At 49.9% G+C, this 17695-nt stretch carries 22 protein-coding genes and 1 tRNA gene; 15 read left to right on the top strand and 8 right to left on the bottom strand.

The genetic code is table 11. The annotated features are described in order from the left end of the window. Positions 1-11: 11 nt before the first annotated feature. Positions 12-1718 carry a recombinase family protein gene (locus B3Z17_RS13320; RefSeq protein WP_286830238.1) on the bottom strand — a complete coding sequence of 569 codons (1707 nt, stop codon included), beginning with the start codon at positions 1716-1718 and terminating at the stop codon, positions 12-14. Positions 1719-1931: 213 nt separating this feature from the next. Further along, entirely contained in the window at positions 1932-3188 is a 1257-nt protein-coding gene (locus B3Z17_RS13315) for a hypothetical protein (protein ID WP_286830237.1), read from the bottom strand. A gap of 304 nt (positions 3189-3492) precedes the next feature. Between B3Z17_RS13315 and B3Z17_RS13310 the strand changes: the two genes are divergently transcribed. Continuing rightward, positions 3493-4002: a hypothetical protein gene (locus tag B3Z17_RS13310; protein ID WP_286830236.1), complete on the top strand. Its 510-nt coding sequence runs from the start codon at positions 3493-3495 to the stop codon at positions 4000-4002. Positions 4003-4420: 418 nt separating this feature from the next. On the opposite strand, the gene B3Z17_RS13305 is transcribed toward B3Z17_RS13310, so the two are convergent. Then, entirely contained in the window at positions 4421-5380 is a 960-nt protein-coding gene (locus B3Z17_RS13305) for a S41 family peptidase (protein WP_286830234.1), read from the bottom strand. Between the two features lie 382 nt (positions 5381-5762). On the opposite strand from B3Z17_RS13305, the gene B3Z17_RS13300 reads away from it, so the two are divergent. The 5 genes from B3Z17_RS13300 to B3Z17_RS13280 are packed head-to-tail and all read left to right on the top strand — an operon-like array spanning position 5763 to position 10032. After that, entirely contained in the window at positions 5763-7208 is a 1446-nt protein-coding gene (locus B3Z17_RS13300; protein ID WP_286830232.1) for an AMP-binding protein, read from the top strand. Continuing rightward, positions 7205-7489, top strand: a complete 285-nt coding sequence (locus tag B3Z17_RS13295) for an acyl carrier protein (protein ID WP_286830230.1) — start codon at positions 7205-7207, stop codon at positions 7487-7489. Before B3Z17_RS13300 ends, B3Z17_RS13295 begins: the two co-directional genes overlap by 4 nt. 1 nt (position 7490) lies before the next feature. Next, on the top strand, positions 7491-8279 hold the full coding sequence (locus tag B3Z17_RS13290) for an alpha/beta hydrolase (RefSeq protein WP_286830229.1): 789 nt from the start codon (positions 7491-7493) through the stop codon (positions 8277-8279). Further along, positions 8273-8881 (top strand): acyltransferase, encoded by a 609-nt coding sequence (locus B3Z17_RS13285; protein ID WP_286830228.1) that lies wholly within the window; start codon positions 8273-8275, stop codon positions 8879-8881. Before B3Z17_RS13290 ends, B3Z17_RS13285 begins: the two co-directional genes overlap by 7 nt. Before the next feature lie 2 nt (positions 8882-8883). Further along, positions 8884-10032 (top strand): hypothetical protein, encoded by a 1149-nt coding sequence (locus tag B3Z17_RS13280; protein ID WP_286830226.1) that lies wholly within the window; start codon positions 8884-8886, stop codon positions 10030-10032. A gap of 8 nt (positions 10033-10040) precedes the next feature. Here B3Z17_RS13280 and B3Z17_RS13275 read toward each other — a convergent pair whose 3' ends face one another. The 3 genes from B3Z17_RS13275 to B3Z17_RS13265 form a co-directional block, all read right to left on the bottom strand. Further along, a complete protein-coding gene (locus tag B3Z17_RS13275) occupies positions 10041-10706 on the bottom strand; it encodes a glycosyltransferase (protein ID WP_286830225.1) in 666 nt (221 codons plus the stop codon). Between the two features lie 64 nt (positions 10707-10770). Further along, positions 10771-11208 carry a RipA family octameric membrane protein gene (locus B3Z17_RS13270; RefSeq protein WP_286830224.1) on the bottom strand — a complete coding sequence of 146 codons (438 nt, stop codon included), beginning with the start codon at positions 11206-11208 and terminating at the stop codon, positions 10771-10773. 77 nt (positions 11209-11285) lie between these two features. Continuing rightward, positions 11286-11870, bottom strand: coding sequence for a tyrosine-type recombinase/integrase (locus tag B3Z17_RS13265; protein WP_286830223.1), 585 nt, complete (start codon positions 11868-11870; stop codon positions 11286-11288). A 164-nt stretch (positions 11871-12034) separates the two neighbouring features. On the opposite strand from B3Z17_RS13265, the gene B3Z17_RS13260 reads away from it, so the two are divergent. The 5 genes from B3Z17_RS13260 to B3Z17_RS13240 all read left to right on the top strand — a co-directional run bounded on the left by B3Z17_RS13260 (position 12035) and on the right by B3Z17_RS13240 (position 14547). After that, positions 12035-12331: a hypothetical protein gene (locus B3Z17_RS13260; protein ID WP_286830222.1), complete on the top strand. Its 297-nt coding sequence runs from the start codon at positions 12035-12037 to the stop codon at positions 12329-12331. 24 nt (positions 12332-12355) lie between these two features. Beyond that, a complete protein-coding gene (locus B3Z17_RS13255; RefSeq protein ID WP_286830221.1) occupies positions 12356-12997 on the top strand; it encodes a recombinase family protein in 642 nt (213 codons plus the stop codon). A 203-nt stretch (positions 12998-13200) separates the two neighbouring features. Beyond that, complete coding sequence (locus B3Z17_RS13250) at positions 13201-13425, top strand: helix-turn-helix domain-containing protein (protein WP_286830219.1); 225 nt, start codon at positions 13201-13203, stop codon at positions 13423-13425. 17 nt (positions 13426-13442) lie between these two features. After that, positions 13443-14285, top strand: a complete 843-nt coding sequence (locus B3Z17_RS13245) for a DNA adenine methylase (RefSeq protein ID WP_286830217.1) — start codon at positions 13443-13445, stop codon at positions 14283-14285. Further along, complete coding sequence (locus B3Z17_RS13240; RefSeq protein ID WP_286830215.1) at positions 14278-14547, top strand: hypothetical protein; 270 nt, start codon at positions 14278-14280, stop codon at positions 14545-14547. Before B3Z17_RS13245 ends, B3Z17_RS13240 begins: the two co-directional genes overlap by 8 nt. Before the next feature lie 150 nt (positions 14548-14697). On the opposite strand, the gene B3Z17_RS13235 is transcribed toward B3Z17_RS13240, so the two are convergent. Continuing rightward, a tRNA-Leu gene (locus tag B3Z17_RS13235) sits at positions 14698-14782 on the bottom strand. 278 nt (positions 14783-15060) lie between these two features. On the opposite strand from B3Z17_RS13235, the gene B3Z17_RS13230 reads away from it, so the two are divergent. Genes B3Z17_RS13230 through B3Z17_RS13215 form a run of 4 tightly spaced genes read left to right on the top strand, consistent with a single transcriptional unit; the run spans position 15061 to position 17160 of the window. Next, positions 15061-15639, top strand: coding sequence for a YqaA family protein (locus tag B3Z17_RS13230; RefSeq protein ID WP_286830214.1), 579 nt, complete (start codon positions 15061-15063; stop codon positions 15637-15639). A 9-nt stretch (positions 15640-15648) separates the two neighbouring features. After that, positions 15649-16134, top strand: a complete 486-nt coding sequence (locus B3Z17_RS13225) for a disulfide bond formation protein B (protein ID WP_068301759.1) — start codon at positions 15649-15651, stop codon at positions 16132-16134. Between the two features lie 10 nt (positions 16135-16144). Beyond that, on the top strand, positions 16145-16741 hold the full coding sequence (locus tag B3Z17_RS13220; protein WP_286830213.1) for a demethoxyubiquinone hydroxylase family protein: 597 nt from the start codon (positions 16145-16147) through the stop codon (positions 16739-16741). 56 nt (positions 16742-16797) lie between these two features. Further along, positions 16798-17160, top strand: a complete 363-nt coding sequence (locus B3Z17_RS13215) for a hypothetical protein (protein ID WP_286830212.1) — start codon at positions 16798-16800, stop codon at positions 17158-17160. Between the two features lie 55 nt (positions 17161-17215). On the opposite strand, the gene B3Z17_RS13210 is transcribed toward B3Z17_RS13215, so the two are convergent. Beyond that, positions 17216-17668, bottom strand: coding sequence for a hypothetical protein (locus B3Z17_RS13210; protein WP_286830211.1), 453 nt, complete (start codon positions 17666-17668; stop codon positions 17216-17218). Positions 17669-17695 lie beyond the last annotated feature (27 nt).

Genomic DNA, 17695 nt, shown 5'->3' with positions numbered 1-17695 from the left:
GGTATGGGGTATCAGCACTTGCTGAGCAATTTCTCCAATTCCATAATACTTTCCTTGATCCCGTCTAGCCGGTCGAGTTCGGAAAGCCACTCTGTCGGGCAGCCCATTGTGACAAGGCGGCTTTCTAGTGCCCTGAAGCCATTTTTACAGCTAAACTTCAACGTATTTTGGGAGAGCCTGAGTTCGGAAAAGATTAATCGGACGAAAAGCTCTTTTTCGGAAGAAATCGCTGAAATATAGCAGGAATACGCGTCTTTCAAGAGTTCGGAAAGTCTGACGACATCTTTCATCATTTCGGCCATTGAGGTGTCCGAAGTTTGTTCTTGGTCCTGCAATTTGATGAGGGAAGCATTCAATCTGTTTTCTTCACTCACCAAGCCTTGGGCGTCAAATGCACCTGTCTTGAGAAGCGTGAGTTTGTTTTCCCGAAGATATTTCAGGTCTTCACGCACTTTGCGCTTCTTGCGCTCTATCTGTTCAAGTTGCAGATGGCGCTTGTTTTCAAGGAGGGCAATGTCCGTTGATGCCCGCGCATCCAGCTCTTCCTGTTCAGCTTCCGAAAGACAGAGACTTTTGAGCAAGGTCGCAATCTGTTTTTCAATGCTGGAGAGGCTGCAATTCTTTGTAGCATTTGGGCAGTCCGCGACGCAGCGTACACCGAGATAGACATGACCCTTCTGTCGGTATGGCGTGTACACGTGGCCGCACCCATCACAACGAACCAAGCCTCGAAACGGCAGGTCTATTTTCTGATCATAATGGATGCTGGTTCGTTTTCCCCCAAGCTGTTCCTGTACGGTATAGAATAGATTTTTGCTCACCAACGGCTTGTGGCTAGAGCTTTTCACCTGCGCGCCATCGTTCCCGATTAGATAACCGATATAGAATGGATTGGTGAGGATACGATGAACCATAGTCCTGGTCACAGGGCGACAAACTTGGAGGGAACTGGGCTCATTTTCATCTTCGGCCAGTATTTCCTCAACAGTACGCCGCTTACGCATTGGCTGGGTCGTAAGACCCTGCTCATTAGCCCAGCGGGTAATGTCTGAGAGGCTCATGGTGCCTTCGGCATATCGCTCGAACATCTGGCGGATTAAGGGAGCCCGCTCTGGATCGAATGGCTTATCAGTGGACTTGCCTATGTTCAGATATCCCATTGGCGCACGGTAAGTACAGATGCCACGTTCCCGCATATTGCGGTTCGCCAACTTCACTTTTTCACTGGTGACACGGGAATGGTGGGCGGCAAACATGCCGTCAATATCCATGTGCAACGCACCAGCACTGGTGTCGTCATATTGTGCATATGCAAAACGCACATCGACCCCACTTCGCATCAACTTGGTGATAATGGTATCATCGGCTTTGTTACGGCTCATACGGTCCCAGCAGAGGCATATGACGCCTTTGAAGTGGCCCCTGCTCAAGACTTGCATCAGCTGTTTGAATTTGGGGCGAGCAATCCGATATTGCACCATTCCGGAATTGCTGACGGCGATATCATTGTTTTCCTTGAAGCCTGAGTGACGCTCGGCAATCACCCCCTCTGTGCAAAATCCGCCAATCGATAGGGACGCAATGGAAAGTCCAGCCTTGCTCGCAAACTTGACGTTTTCCTCCCGTTGATATTTGAGCGAGTTTTTCTGGTTGTTGGGCTCGTCAGTGCTCTTGCGGTTATAGATAAGATACTGATCACGATACGCTCCGCGACGCATGTCACGTAGTACCTGGTTCGTTTTTGATGGTGTTGTGGGCATGTGTTTTTAGATTATTGGATTTGCTCTGACGTGCCGCCTGTCGTGCGCGTATATCGCGCACGAGCAAGGCGAGCTCAGTCAAGGACTGAATCGTCTCTTCGGAAAAGATGTAATCTTTAGGGTCGATACTGGGCCGGTTAGATTTCTGACGATCTTCTGGAGCCGAGCCGATCATACCTCGTCGTCGTTATCATTGCGAACCTGGCTTGGGATATTGTTGGGTACCCCATAGCCGCTTTCACTGTGTTGCTCCGCCTCCTGCTCGACCGGAAAAATGTATTTCCGCCGCCTGTTTTGCGGATCATGCTCCTCAACAATAAGGCCTGCTGTCTCCAGCATCGGCAGTATCTGTTGCCTGAACTGCGTAGCATCGAGCATGCGGCCATAAATGCGATAATGCTCCGTGAGGGCTTCACCTCGCGTCAGTCCAACTGTGTGCCCACCATAGGCCTTATTCTTGTTTTCCCACGCGGGCACGATGATCTCCCTGAAGAGCTGCAGCACATAAGGCGGCAAATTGAGTTCCTGGCTTTCTGCAAGTTCCATCCAGAGTGCAAGTGCTTCTGCAAAGTCGTCGGCGTGAGCAGTAATCGTGCTGCCGTTCTGGTCACGGTGCCAAAGGTTCATCAGGGCAAAGGCCTTTATTAGGGCAATGAAGCGCTTGATGTCCCTTTGAGTGCGTGGGCGCAGCGCTGTACCGCCCTCAAGGAATACCCGCCTAATCTCAGCGTGCATGTCAGAGGGAATGCGGATGTGGTCAATGTGGGCGTTCCTGATGGCGACCAGTCGTTCCTTTAGCAAAGACCGGCCGGGGTCTCGATCCAGCTTGGCGGTGTATCCGGCATTGTCTGCTGCCCGGTCAATACTGGCGCTAACACTCTGCCGGATTTTGTCCTGATGCACTTCCGGGGACAGCAGGAAGAAACGTGTGGCTTCCTGCTCATCAATTCGAAGACCCGCCGAACTGAATACCACAGCAGGGAAGCCTTTCAGTACGACATCCTTGGTACGGAAGCCCTGCTTCTGGTTCTTGTCTGTAATCTTAATATTGATGGTTTTGCTGTCGTGGGAAAGAAGTGGACGAAGCCGGGACAAAAGCTCGTTATGCGGCTGATCAAGGAAGACCAAAATCTTACGAGACAAATCGACAATGATCCGTCCTTTCTTGTCCTGGTCCGGCTCGCCGACATCATGGAAAAAGGCGGTAGGGCTGCAATAGCCCATCACCAGCAAGTCTGGCTTGGGGAATAGTTTGGCGATTTCAATGGGAATATAGCTCTTTCCCGTCGATGACGGGGCGTTGAACGACACATTGAACTGATCGCTTTCCGTAAAGGCCGACAAGGCACAGAGGAATGTCAGGAGCTTGTTGGTGCGATCATGTTTGATGGTGAGATCAAGGATCGTTGCGAGTTGATCGGAATCCATCGGCTCGAATTGCTTTTGGGTGGGCATAGGCGGTGAAGTTAGTGGATATGCCATCCAGTGTATTGTTGTTCATGCAACGAATGTAGGCATCTCGTTTTGGCATCTACCGCCATCCGGTGAGGGTGGGTGCCTACACCGCTTTAGTCGTTTCGGTATCCTTGAGGGCACATACTTCCTTGGTTGCGCAGGACGTATGAAAATTAATCACTACGCTCGGATGTCGCCAATAATCGATACCGCTGCCTGACTGTTCTTTCTGTTCTCTGAATCCACCCATGATATGCCGGGATAACCATTCATATGTATGGAACACCCAACCCAGCAAGATCGCATTACCCTGGCCATTTACCCCAACGACCGTGGCTTTGGCTACGCGGTGTGCCGGAACGCCGACACAATATGCCTGTGGGGTACGAAGAGGTCGATAGGGGAGAAGAATAAGACTTGTGTCCGCAAGTTTGTTCAATTGCTCAACCAGCATCGTCCAACCGATGTTGTGCTTGAAGACATTCCGAAGGAACAAGAGCATCGACGGCCACGTGTGGCAGATCTCATTGTGTCACTTGCGCAGATCTCAATGGCACAAGGGTGTAATGTTCACTTCTATTCCCGCCCTCAAATCCGGGATGCCTTTCGGATATACAATGCATTCACCAAACAAGAGATTGCGGAAGCAATCGGGAGTATTGTGCCGGAAATGAAGAAGCTAATCCCACCCAAACGAAAGCTTTGGGAAACGGAGCCGATGGCAATGGCATATTTCTCTGCCGCATCCTTGACAGTCACACATTTTCAATTAGCTGAAAAAAGTTAAGTGGTTCCGCTCTGATACATGTTCTTTCAAGCCCCGGTACTGCCGGGGCTTTTCTATGCTTGAAACGAAGCATGCCCAACGATGGGGGCCGCTGGGCATGCAGCTTCCACACTTGCTGGTCGTGAAGGTGAAAGCAAACAGATTGGATAAAGCGCTGAGCCCCTTGGTGACGCCAATCACATAAGGTTAAACAAAGACGGGGCATCAGCGCTATTAGGTTGCGTTATACACAACCTGAAACCTCTCCCCAACAAAAAGATGGGTGGAGCCCGCAAGCCCCACCCAAGTCTCGACCTCAGGGAACACTTAAAACCCTGGGGTCACTGCGTTTAGGGCATGCCCAGCATTTTGAGACGGGCTGGGCATGCAGGCCCTCATCATGACGTAGGTGAAACGCCATAGGGGGTGAGAGCCAAACTCATTCGGTCCTGCTCAGCAGTCGGCGAATGGCGAACGTGTAAACCGTGTCTGATGCCACTCCCAATTCGCCTTCACGCCGGAGATTGTATGTCCGTTTGTAATCTGGCTTCACGTGCTCTGGTGGGGCCTTGTCCGAGCCCGGCGCATATCGCAACACCGTATACCCAAGGCGGCGCTTGTTGCCCTCGGCATCCTGAAATGGAAACCAGGCCTGCGCCGTCCATTTGCCAAAGGTTTGACGCCCCACCAGAAACACATTGTCTGGGTTCAGGCGACGCATGATTTCTGCCAGTATCTCGCAGGCTGAGAAGGTGTGATCATTTATGAGAATGGCGAAATGCTTGTCTCTAAGGCTCCCGACACGGTCCCGTTGCTCTGAGAAGAAGCGGTCTGCCAGTTCTTGCACATGGAATGTCTTGGTGATGAGGCGAAAGTCTTGGGTTTCGCTATCCCGTTTTGTTTCCGTATAGACCGGAGCATTGCCGCCAGGGTCCACCACCATGAGCGCCATTTTAATAGCTTGATCCAAACGACCACCACCGTTCTGGCGCAGATCAATGATGATGCGCTGCTGTTTGATGCCGGAAAGGGCGCTATAAAATTCGTCGGCGGTAGTGAGGCCGAAGCGCTCGATCTTCACATATGCCCAGTCCCCAGGCACATCGACAGTGACTGTCTTCGATGCCTCCTGCCATTCCCTGTGGGCGCGTTCTTCCTGCCAGCCGCCGATGATGCGGTCGAATTGGCCGAAACATTTCTTCCCGCGCTTGCCGTTCAGTCCTCGGCGGATATCGTGCAAGCAGGCTTCTTCATCTACCTTGGTGAGGGAGAATTGCTGGATAAGACTCAGGAGGTGACTTTCGACTTCGCCTGGCTTAGGCGCAGCATAAGAATGTGAGCCCTGTGCCATCAGTATCGCTATGGCAGTAGCCGATACACCCTTGAATATACGTTTCACGCTTGCCTCCCCTTGGATCACGAATTTGTTCCAAGGGGAAATGCGATTAGCCCTTGAACAGAATTACGCATTCTGTTCAAGGGCTACACCCGGTGAAAAATAGGGCTGCAGAGATTCTCTCTGAAAGAAGTATCGCGTCTCCGGCCCAATAATGTTTTTGTTCATTCGCTATACAAAACAGCTTTTCTAGGCCGCTATGTATACAGCAAAAAGTTGCAGTACATTTGACACGCATTGACTACGATAGAATGTGCTGTCAATTTATTCTCCAGTGTTCTGTACCTTTCAAAAACTAACTATTTGAATAGTTTTTGTTCAGTCTACTGGAGTTAGTACGTTTGTCAGTAGGTTTCCATAGCGAAATATCCGGGGGATAAGGCTGGTGATCCGCGACTATCTTAATGCGAGCATAAACCAATACTCTGAACGAATTGCTGTTGAAGATAGCTCCAAAGATTGGGCGTTGACCTATGCTGAGCTTAGAGCTCGGGCTAACGACCTGTTCTTCTCCTTAGAGCCTCAATCAGATTGGGTTCTCATTCTCTATGTCGACAAATCTATTCAATACTATGCCTGTATGGCCGCGTGCTTTTTGTTTGAAGTTGATTTTTGTCCTGTAGACCCTCAGACACCAGTCGCAAAACTGCTTGAAATCTCATTGCAGTTCGAAAATGCAACAATTCTAACTGATACTTCTGAACGTTTTGAGCATATAGCTCCCCTTTATCCAAAAGTTATTCAGTTCCCAGAAAAAAAAGATGACATTCATACGAGGTCAAAAAAACCAAGTAATCAGAGACGCCAAGCCCCCAGATATTTCATTGCAACGTCGGGAAGTACTGGAAAACCTAAGATCGTGAGTGTGCCGCATGACAATACTAGTGACTTCGTAAAATGGGCCGTTTCTTTCTACAAAGTCGATAGTCACACCCGTTGGAGCCAATTCTCCAGCATAGGTTTTGACTTATCTATCGTAGACTTTCTAACAGTACTGTGTGGCGGAGGAACCCTGATCTCGATTGCTAGCAATATTGATCGATTGAGGCCAGGAAAGACCATACAGAAAGCCTGTATCACCCATTGGCACTCCGTTCCGTCCATTATCCCTTACGTTTTGAGTGAAACAGCAGAAACCACTAACTGCACCCTCTTTTCCTTTTGTGGTGAGCCCCTGGCATCAGCCAATGTAGAAGAACTTGCAAAAAAATTTCCCAGAGCTCGCATTGTAAATACATACGGACCAACAGAAGGTACCCTATTTTGTTCTTTCTATGAGTATGAAGGTCCACATGCTGTCAGTACAGACACCATACCAATAGGCAAGGCTATACCCGGATGGAATTTTATATTGGTTCCGGAACAAGAAGGATTACGCCTTGTGTTGGTCTCAAAGAATATTTCTTCGGGTTACGTTGGAATAACCTCCGATAAGTTTAAAGAGATAGATTTTTCCGGAACTATACTACGCAGCTTTGATACAGGTGATTTTTTTCGGCTTGAAGACGGAGAGTTGGTTTTCTCTCACAGACAAGATGGAATGGTTAAGGTCAGTGGCAACCGAATAGATTTGGGAGAGATTGAAGCTGCATGCCAAAGAAACGGACTGCAAAACCCTATAGCCTTCATTGATCAGGGGCGAATTATTGTATGTAGCGAAGGTGTTGAGCAGCCAGATGATAGAGTTTTACGCGAGAAATTGGGCACCATTCTTCCAACGTATGCAATTCCTTCAACGTTCATTCTTCAACCATCTCACCCCAGAACCACCAATGGTAAAATTGATAGGCTTATTGTTGCACAAAGCAACCTGAGGGAGGGTAGCAAATGAGATCGAAATCTACTGACGTAGCTATCAATGCTTCTGCCATAAACATCGCCCGCAGTCTGGTATCACAAGCGCTAAAAGTAAGTGTTGATCGTCTGAATGGCTCGGTATGCATGTATGACTTCTCCGAATGGGACAGCTTGGGACAGCTTCAGATAGTGCAGATGCTGGAGAAGGAACTAGATGTTACAATTGAAGATGAAGCAACATTTGTAAGTCTTTCTAACTTCGATGCAATCGTCAAATTTGTTGAAGAAAACATCACCACAACACAAAGGACCTGATATGGTTGAGGAAATTTCTATATGCACTCCTGATCGGCATTTTGTGGAAGGGTCTGTGTATCGATGCGAGCAAAATGTAGGTTTTGCGCTCCTCGTGCATGGAATCACGGCGGATCGACATGAATGGGGCTTCTTTGACTACTTAGCACGTGAGCTTAACGAAAAAGGATACACGGTTCTCTCGATTGATTATCGAGGACATGGACAATCTAAAATGCCCATTGAAAAGCTTAGTCTTTCTGGCGTGTTTATAGACATTAAAGCTGCATGGGAGTGGATCGAAAAGGAATGCTCGAACTGTTCCAAAAATCGAGTCATTATTGGTAACAGCTTTGGTGGAGGATTGTCCTATCTCTTTGGACAACTGTGCCGATCTGTGGATAAGGTTGTCATGACCTGCCCCGTCACATCATACATCTCCGACCTTAGTCGAGTCGCTGAGGACTGGGAGGCCATTCCCGCTTCAAGTTTTATTCCCTATGCAAGTAAAAAATTACCTGCTTCCATAGTCACAGACATGTATGCATACGACATACTTATCCAAACCTGCCCATTAATTAAAGAAACATCCGTTTTCCACGGCACGGCCGACAGTGATGTCCCGTTTGCAGAAAGTCAGCAATTCGTTAAAGACAGGTGCGAAATTGCACAGATTTATCCGCTTGATGGTATGGATCATTCGTTTTCTGCACCGGAAGGAGCTCCTGATCAAGCTTTACTTTCGCCAAAATATAGATTGCAAGCCGCGCAGGTAATTGCAGGAGTTTTAGCCGAGAACCAACTATGCTGATATTAAACGAGCCAGTATACACATCACAGCCGCGTATTTGGCACGAGCATGACATACAAGTTGGAGCCTTTTGCGTAATAGAAGCTTCTCCTGACCACCCTGTCTGCATTGGTGCAGGTACAAAGTTTGGGCACTGCGTTATTGTATCTTCTGGCGTGACCCTAGCAGAGAATGTGCGGCTCGACTCTCAGAGCTTTGTTGGTGCCAACACTTCAATTGGTGCAGGCAGTGAAATTCACGGCGTTAAAGTATTTCGAGACGTACACATTGGTCAAAATTCGTTCATTGGCGGGGAGGTCTCGAATTGGACTGTCATAGGCAATGAAGTAACTTTTATGGGAAGAATTGTACATACATATCGGAAGCCTGGCAATTCAGATGACTGGAGGCATTCATCTCCACAACCCTCTCCACAAATTGGGGATCAATCTGTAATTGGAGAAAATGCGCTGCTAATTGGAGGAATTAAGATTGGTGCTCGTGCTTACGTGGCCGCCGGGGAAATTTTAAAGAGTCACGTGCCAGATGATCATATCGCAATCAAACAACAAATTCTCCCACTTTCAGCCTTTAGAGGCTTTATTACTAGCCGGGTAGAATAACAATGAGAATTGGTGTTTTTGTTAGCCATAGCTTTCATGACGAGCATCACATAAAGGATGTTGAGAAGTTCCGAAAGACCATCTCAAGCGTTTGCGACACAGTTGCAGCGACTCTTGAAGATAAATATAAAACTCCCATTCTATTCGATATCTATTTTGAAGACGTACAGTATGGAAAACCATTGGCGCCAGAAATTCGCAGCCAAATTAAGCGCTGTGATATCTTCGTAATGGATATCGCTGGCGCTTCTGTAAACACATTTTATGAACTTGGATATGCTCATGCGCTTGGTCATGAGTTGGTTATTTTCGAGGCTGTACAAGGAATAGCCAAAGATATCCCCGCTGATATTCGCGATTTATTAGTCGGTCGATATAGTCGGCTAAAAGATCTATGGGAAAAGTTTGAGCAACGCATTCTCGAATGCGCCCAAAAACATGTACTGAATTTTAGGCGATCCACTAAGCCGGACCTTGACCGATGTTTTTGGTTTGATAGTTCAGTTTCAGAAATTCATGTGATGTGCGCACCAGAACCTGAACAAACGAGGTTCGCAGCACATCATTCCGATGATTATCTATATGTTGATAATTTGGATGATCGGGACGCATTGTTTGAAGTGTCCACATTTCTTTCAAGAGCATACCCATCAGCAAAAATTTTAAGACATTCTTCAAGCAAAGTGTCATCCGACGTTCTTGACGGGAACCTGGTAGTGTTAGGGGGGCCACACAATAATGCGGTCACGCGTGATCTAGCCACGGCCCTTAAAGTTAAATACTCCTACGCAAATGACGACAACGCAATTCAGCTCCAGCAAGACACCCAATCACGAGTTTTGAAGTCGGCCAAAAACCCAGAAGGTCTACTGACTAAGGATGTAGGATATTTTGGTCGCTTTTTAAATCCCTTCAACCGGAGCAACCGCCTGGTTATGTGTCATGGGTGTCATACCTTTGGCACACTGGCATCTTGCTTAACTTTTGCAGATAATAATCAAGCGATTGATAACATCCGAACGCTGAAGGCCAATGGTGCGGCAAGCCCATTCGATATGGAACGATTGGAGTGCATATTTGAGGTACAGATATTAGAAAGCAGAAAAATTATAGTACCAACGATAGATGCAGAACTAACCTATATTGAATGACGCCTTTCTTAGCGCTTCAAAATGTCTTCGGCAAAAAAAGACACTAGATACTCTGTCAAATCGGTAGCCATAGGTATGTAGTGTGCTACTCCCCTCTGTTTATCTGACAATGTGCCAATCTCAACGTTTTTGACTAACTCAGGATGATTGGACATTGAACCAAACAAGATTGCGATGTCGATCGACCAATTGTCAGGGAGAGCTTCCCAATCGTGATCATAGCGATCAAGCAGGTAGGTTCCGGTCGTTGGTATCGGAACAACCTCCCACGCAGGCCTATACAAGTGCAGGAAAGGTCTAACTACGTAATTCGACATTGGTAGTTGATTATATGGCGATTTATAAATTCCACGACTCAAACAATGGGGATAAGTTGGAAGTAGTCGATCAATCCACATTGGCTGCCAGTTTTGAATATCACCATCAGAGCGAAGGATATATCGACTTTGTGCCGCTTTAACACCAGCCTTCATGGCCCTTCCGAGCCCAATTTGGGGACATTGAATTACGCGAGCACCCGCTTTTTTTGCGACTACTGCTGTTTCATCAGTTGATGCGTTATCAACCACAATAACTTCTTTTATTGCAGGGTGCTGCTCAATAGTGAGAACAACATTAGCAATAGTAGCTGCTTCATTTCTGGCTGGGATAACAGCGGAAATATCACCTTCCAATGGAACCTCGCGGCAAAGCGTCAAATGACTAATAGTTAATTACATTCCGTCTCTACATAGGGCTTCACAAGGCAGGCAGACACGGTGAGGCAACAAACAAAAGATAAAGCGCACCGAAAATCCATGGCAAACTCATCTCAATTTTAGAAAAGGAGTTGTGACCTTTCTCTGAATATATTTTGCGCTCTCTTGCTAACAAATCTATTGGGAGGTCTTTTTCCATTTCTAACAACAGGGAAAACTTGGCGGCATTAAGCTTGCCATAAGATCTTAAAAGTGCGCCCCAATAAAAACATACCAAAAAACCTGCAATTGGAATGGGCAGTGCCCAAAAATGAGAATTTTCCAGAGGAATAGTGATGCCGCCGCCGCCAATAGCGCCATAAAAAGCTAATAATGCAGCGTTGATCGACAGCATCATTCCATTGGCCTGCTGTCTGCGGTCACTAACTTTTTCCGCTGTGGAAAGGTACAGTGCATATATTTCTAGGTTATTGGACATAAACAGCCCTTCCTCGATCTTTTTTGCAGCGACACGAATAAATAAGAAATGCGATTTTTTTAATATACCCTACTTCCCTATAGTAGTGACCTCCATACCCTTTTTGCAATCTTCAACTCCTCCGACCCAACCGCATTTGCATAAATGGCGGTTGTTTCTATATCTGCATGTCCTAGCCATTTCTGCACCATATTTAGAGCCACTCCTGCTTGCACTGCTGTAACGGCAAATGTATGGCGCAATCCTCGTGGCGTTGCACAAACACCGAATAAAGCGGCGTCATTCATAACGACAGACACGTATGACCAAGCGGTTGTTCGGCACCAAGGCCACAAAGGTATATTATTTCCGTCTTCAAGATTATGATGAGAAAATAGGGTTTTTAGAAGTGATTTGGGCACAGGAACTGCTCGATAGATGATTTCACCGCGTTTCTTAAGGCTTCTAAAAACTATACACTGCGTAAATGGATCAATATTCTGAGCTGTCAGTGACAGCACTTCCGATAGACGGGCTCCAGTAAATGCAAGCACGAGACAGAACGTCATAACTTGAGGACGAGCGCCTTTGGCTGCAGCGAGAAATCGACTGAGCTCGTTGTGCGTAAGATACTTGCGATTTCCTTCGGTATCAAAAAGAGACTGAGAATTTCTACTACTCATAACTAATTACTCAAACAAGTTGACTTCTAATATATATTTTGAACAGAATGCGTAATTCTGTTCAATTTACATAATTATACATAAAACCCATAATAAACTTCTCCACTTACACTTAATGGAGAGTTACGTTCTCTTCTCAGATCACACCATAAAGGAGAGGAGAAATGTGGGATCACATGAAAGATGATTATGTCCCTGCTCGTGTTCAGAATGAGCGGATTATTGAGCTGCTCGAACAGATCGTAGTGGAGCTAAAGGCAGATAAGAGACCTGACCGAATGTGGTCGGTCTCAGATATCGCAGCGTACCTCAACCGCTCCAAGATCACCATTCAGCAGCGTGTAGTCTGCAAAATGGACTTTCCTGACGCTGTCCGCATTCCTACAAAAACAGGAAAAATCGGCCCGCTCTGGTATGCAGACGAGGTAAAAGCCTATGTCAAAAAACATCAGAAGAAGTAATATGCTCTCGTAAAGGGGGATAAAATGGCTAGCACGCGGACAGGTCCGACACCGTTTGGATACAGAAGAGAAAGCAGTCGACTGGTACTGGACCCAGACGAGGCTTCCATCAGGCTCCGCGCTTTTGAACTCTTCGTCGAACACGAACGCCGTCAGACCGTCTGTGACATTCTAAACGCAGAAGGGCACCGCACTCGTAATGATGCGCTTTTCACGCTGGCCACACTGACACGACTGCTCAAAGACGATATCGTCCTCGGTGGCGATGAAGTGGAAGCGCTCATTCCCGAAGACCTATGGAACCGCTGTCAGGCAATACTGGAAACCCAGCAAGGAAAAGGTGGCCCACCTGCCCGGAAAGTGGCCAATCTCTTTTCAGGCTTTCTGCACTGTGGATGCGGGCAGAAAATGTATGTACCAACAAACAGTGCGAAGTACGTCTGCGGTGAATGCCTGACGAAAATCGCCAAGAACGACCTTGAGGATATCTTCCACGCCCAGCTCAAGGAATATCCTCTACCTTCTGACTTGAAGTCAGATGGCCAAGCACTGTCAGAAAAGTGGGATTCTTTCTCATTCGAGAACAAGAGAAAGCTGGTGGAAACCATCACTCAGCGTATTGAAGTCGCTGATAAAAAGGTAACGTGTTTCCTTTTTATTCTCTGAAAAACCTAACAAGAGAGCGTCATATTTTCCGCTGTGCGCCGGAAAGGGGATGCAAACATGCCCTATAGGGCAAGGCAGGCGCTGACAGGTGCATTCACCGTCATACGGAACAAATGAGTGACATGACTGTTAGTTGATATCGCAGCACATTTCCTCTGATTGCCAGACTTCTCCTCATTGGCACGAACCTAAGGAGAAATCTGATGCCTATCAAACCTCCCCAGAACGGAGAAAATGATACTGTCGTGGGCGATATGCTCACGACACAGGACGCAGCCCAGTATCTTGGGCTTGCTCCTGCCACCCTCAACAAATGGCGCGTTTACCGGACAGGCCCAGGCTTCCTCAAGCTTGGCCGCGCTGTTCGTTATCGTCGCGCCGACCTCGACGATTACCTGTCGTCAAACACCCATTTGCCAGCCCTTTAAGCCCCAAGGAATTCGTCATGACACAATGTACCAATATCAAGCCTATCAAACCTGTAGCGCCGTATGTTGGCGGCAAGCGCCTCTTGTCAGCGAAGCTCATTGCACGCATCAATGCCGTCCCTCATATCACCTACGCTGAACCATTTGTCGGCATGGGCGGCGTTTTCTTGCGCCGAGATCAGTTGCCCCAAGCTGAGGTCATCAATGACCTGTCTGGCGACGTCGCAACTTTCTTCCGTATCCTCCAGCGTCACTATGCGCACTTTATGGAGATGCTGAAATTCCAACTCACGACGCGACAGGAATTCGAGCGTCTGCGCGCCACCGATCCGGACACGCTCACCGACCTCGAACGTGCCGCTCGCTTCCTATACCTTCAGCGCACGGGCTTCGGCGGCATCATCAAAAGTCGCTCCTTCGGCATAGACGTGAAATGTCCTGGCCGGTTTAACGTGACCAAGCTTGGTCCAATGCTGGAAGAACTCCACGAGCGTTTGGCAGGTGTGTCCATTGAGAAGCTGCCTTATGACGAATTCATTCGTCGGTACGACCGTGAAGGCACGCTCTTCTACCTTGATCCACCTTACTATGGTGTCGAGGATTATTACGGGCGTGAGCTCTTCAGCCGCGACGAATTTGCCAAAATGGCGAAGCAGCTTGAGAACATCAAAGGGAAGTTCATCCTGTCCCTCAATGCCGCGCCGGAGGTGAGAGACATTTTCAAGGCGTTTGCCATTGAGGAAGTCCCGGTAAATTACACCACCGCGCATAAGGTCACCACCTTGGCCCGAGAACTGATCATCTCAAACTGCGCGGACGATTTCCGAGGTGTATCTGCGATGGAGGCAAGCAATGGATAAGCCGTGGCCCAAACCGAGGGTGGAGGAGCTTCTCACTTCCATCCTTGAGGAATTGAAATCGTCCAAAATGCCGAAGCGGCTTTGGTCACTCGACGACATCGCGGCGTACCTCAATCGTTCCAAAAACACAGTGCAGCAGCGGGTGGCCTGCAAACCAGATTTCCCGGATGCAATCCGCATCCCAACAAGCGCAGGCAAACTCGGGCCCCTCTGGTATCAGGACGAAGTGAAAGCCTATGTTAAACGTCACCAAAAGAAGTGAAGCGCGATTCATCAGCGTAGGGTGCGGTGCGTATGCATCGCGCCTTTCTGCTCATTGTGCTTGCAATCGAGTGCGCCAACCACATAATGCCAAAAGCACTGCGCCAAACGTGCGCCAATGGGTACTAACTCGTTGATTTTTATATGGTGATGGTGCCCCCGGTCGGAATCGAACCGACACTCCCGAAGGAACGGGATTTTGAATCCCGCGCGTCTACCAGTTCCGCCACAGGGGCACTGCGCATCGAATCTGCGGTAGAAAGCGGGTGCATCATATACGCGTTTCTTCTGCCGTCAAGCATGCAGTGAGCGGCCTTAACACCCCCCATAAATAATTCGTGTACGCAGGCGCATTCAGTTGCCATCCCCCTGCCCCATTGCTAAGGATCATGCTTGTAGCTGGCTGGTCCAGCCCACACCCCCACCCGACCACCCCAAGTGTACAATCTCGTGGGTGGTCGGGTGGGGGTGTGGGCCGGTGCCGCCAAAAGCATTTAGGGGGAGCGCAGCGACCGTGCTGAGGAAACTTTACGACTGGACGATTGAAAAGGCCCAAAGCCCGGCGTCTGAAAAGTGGCTTGGCGCCATCTCGTTCGCGGAATCCAGCTTTTTCCCGATCCCCATCGACATCATGCTGATCCCCATGATCCTCGCCGACCGGCTGAAGGCCTGGCGGCTGGCCACCATCACGCTGGTCACCAGTGTGCTGGGGGGCGTGGCGGGCTATCTGATCGGCATGTTTTTGTTCGAGACCATCGGCCAGCCGATCATCGAATTCTACGGTTATGGGGCGCAGTTCGAAGCCTTCCGCGGCTATTATACCGAATACGGCATCCTGATTGTGCTGGTGGCGGGCTTCACGCCCATCCCCTTCAAGGTGGTCACCATCGCCAGTGGCGTTGTGGGGCTGAACCCCTTGGTGTTCATTGGCGCGTCCATCCCGGCACGGGGGGCGCGCTTCTATCTGGTTGCGGCCTTACTTTGGAAGTTCGGGGACCCGATCCGCGACTTTATCGAAAAGCGCCTCGGGCTTGTCACCACCGCCTTCATGGTGCTAGGCATTCTGGGCTTTGTCGCCCTCAAGTATCTTTAGGATATGCGTATGAGCGAAACACTTACATCCTTCCCGAACCGCGAGCCGGTGCTGTTTGCCGGCATTATGGCGACGCTGCTTCTGGGCTCGGCCTTCGCCTTCCAGCTGGCGGGCTATCCGCCGTGCGAGCTGTGCTGGTGGCAGCGCTATCCCTATATGGCCGTCATGGCAGTCAGCCTGATCGCGACCGGTATGAAAAGCCTGCCCCGGAAATGGGTGCTGGTGCTGCTGGCGCTTCTGTTCGCGACCGACGCGGGCATCGCCGCCTTCCACTTCGGCGTGGAACAGCGCTGGTGGGAAGGGCTTGCGACTTGCTCGAGCTATGTGGATGTGACCGACAGCGTCGATGACGCGCTGAAGGCCATCATGGACGCGCCGCTCATTCGCTGCGACGAAATAGCATGGTCCCTTTTCGGAATTTCCATGGCAGGCTATAATTTCCTGATCGCGCTGGGCATGACCGCCTTTTGCGCCCTGAAAGCGAAAGACGCCTGAGGACAAACGCATGGCCAAAACCGCAAAAGAAACCCTGCCAAAGCCAACGCTTGAGAAGCAAGTACCTGCGCGCCCGCTGCCGGGCGACCGGAGCCTCAAGGAAGAGACCGAGCGCATGATCCGCGTGGATCACGCGGGCGAATATGGCGCGGTGCGGATTTACGCGGGCCAGCGCGCCGTGATGGGCGACAGCCACCCCAAGGCGGGGCTTTTGAAGCACATGCATGAGCAGGAAGAGGTTCACCTGGACCGCTTCAACAAGATGATCACCGAGCGCGGCGTGCGCCCCACGCTGATGACACCCTTCTGGCATGTGGCGGGCTTTGCGCTTGGTGCCACCACCGCGCTGATGGGCGAAAAGGCCGCCATGGCCTGCACGCAGGCGGTTGAAGAGGTGATCGACGACCATTACCAGCACCAGCGTGACCGGCTCAAGGGCAAGGACCCTGAGCTTGAAGAGGTGATCGAAAAGTTCCAGGCCGAAGAGGTCGAACACAAGAAGATCGCCGAAGAGCATGGCGCGGAGGAAGCTGTGGGCTACCCTGTTCTTTCCGCCGCCATCAAGGCCGGCTGCCGCGCCGCCATCTGGATCTCGAAACGGGTCTGATGACAAGCACCGCGCAAGCCCGGGACTATACCAGTTGGTACCTATGGGGCGCGTTTATGCTTTTTGGGCTTTCGGCCTATTTCAGCCTGCAGGGATACAGCTATGGGTACGGTGCCCCTGACCTGGCCGCCGGGTATGTGCTGACATACCATTCGTTGAATATTCTTATCCTGCCCTTTGGTATTGGCATTTTCTGGCTTACGGCCTACATCGTGCAAATTCTTGACCAGGCGATGCGCCCAACCAAGGGGGACTATGCCATCGGCGCTATTCTTTTGATCCTTGCGCTCCTGTCAGACCATTTTCTCTCGGTCGGCTTTTATGTTCCGCTGGTTTGGGCAGTGCTTCTTTTCCGTGTGCCCTACGAAACTTTGCGGCCCAGTCTTTTCTATCTCGGGCTGCTTTGCTGGGTTCCGTAAAGGGAAAGGCGGCCTCAGGCACGAGACCGCCTCTCCTACTCGGAACACACCTCGCTTATACAGTCAGGTTGAACACTGACCCCTGTTCGCCGATCAGGCCCGCGTCCTCGAACGCCTTGAGGATGCTTTCCTCGTCTTCTTCCGAAAGCTCGGTCAGGTCATAATCCTCGAGGATATCTTCGATGGTTTGCAGGCCTTCGGTGTTGAGAACCTGGCCTTCCCCCGGCTTTGGGGGTGGCGGCCCCTTCGGGCGCTCAGCGCCTGCAAGTTCGCCCACCGCGCGTGCGTCGAAGCCGAGCTCCTCCATCGCGCTCGCAAGCTCCTTGCCCGGGCGGATGCCCGCGTCCTTGAAGGCACTGACGATCGCCTGCGCATCTTCTTCTGACAAAGTGTCGGGATCATAGTTAGAGAGTGTCTCGCTGATCAGGCTTTTCTGGTCATCCGAGAGCGGTTTGGGCGGCGGCGGGCGAAACCCCTGACCACCACCAATGGCAGATACATCTGACATATGGCCTCCTTCCATATCTGGCACCCA

The organism is Kordiimonas sp. UBA4487 (assembly GCF_002389025.1).
Taxonomy (GTDB): domain Bacteria; phylum Pseudomonadota; class Alphaproteobacteria; order Sphingomonadales; family Kordiimonadaceae; genus Kordiimonas; species Kordiimonas lacus.
Note: the sequence above shows the minus strand (reverse complement) of the source record. Positions and strands in the feature narration are given on the sequence as shown.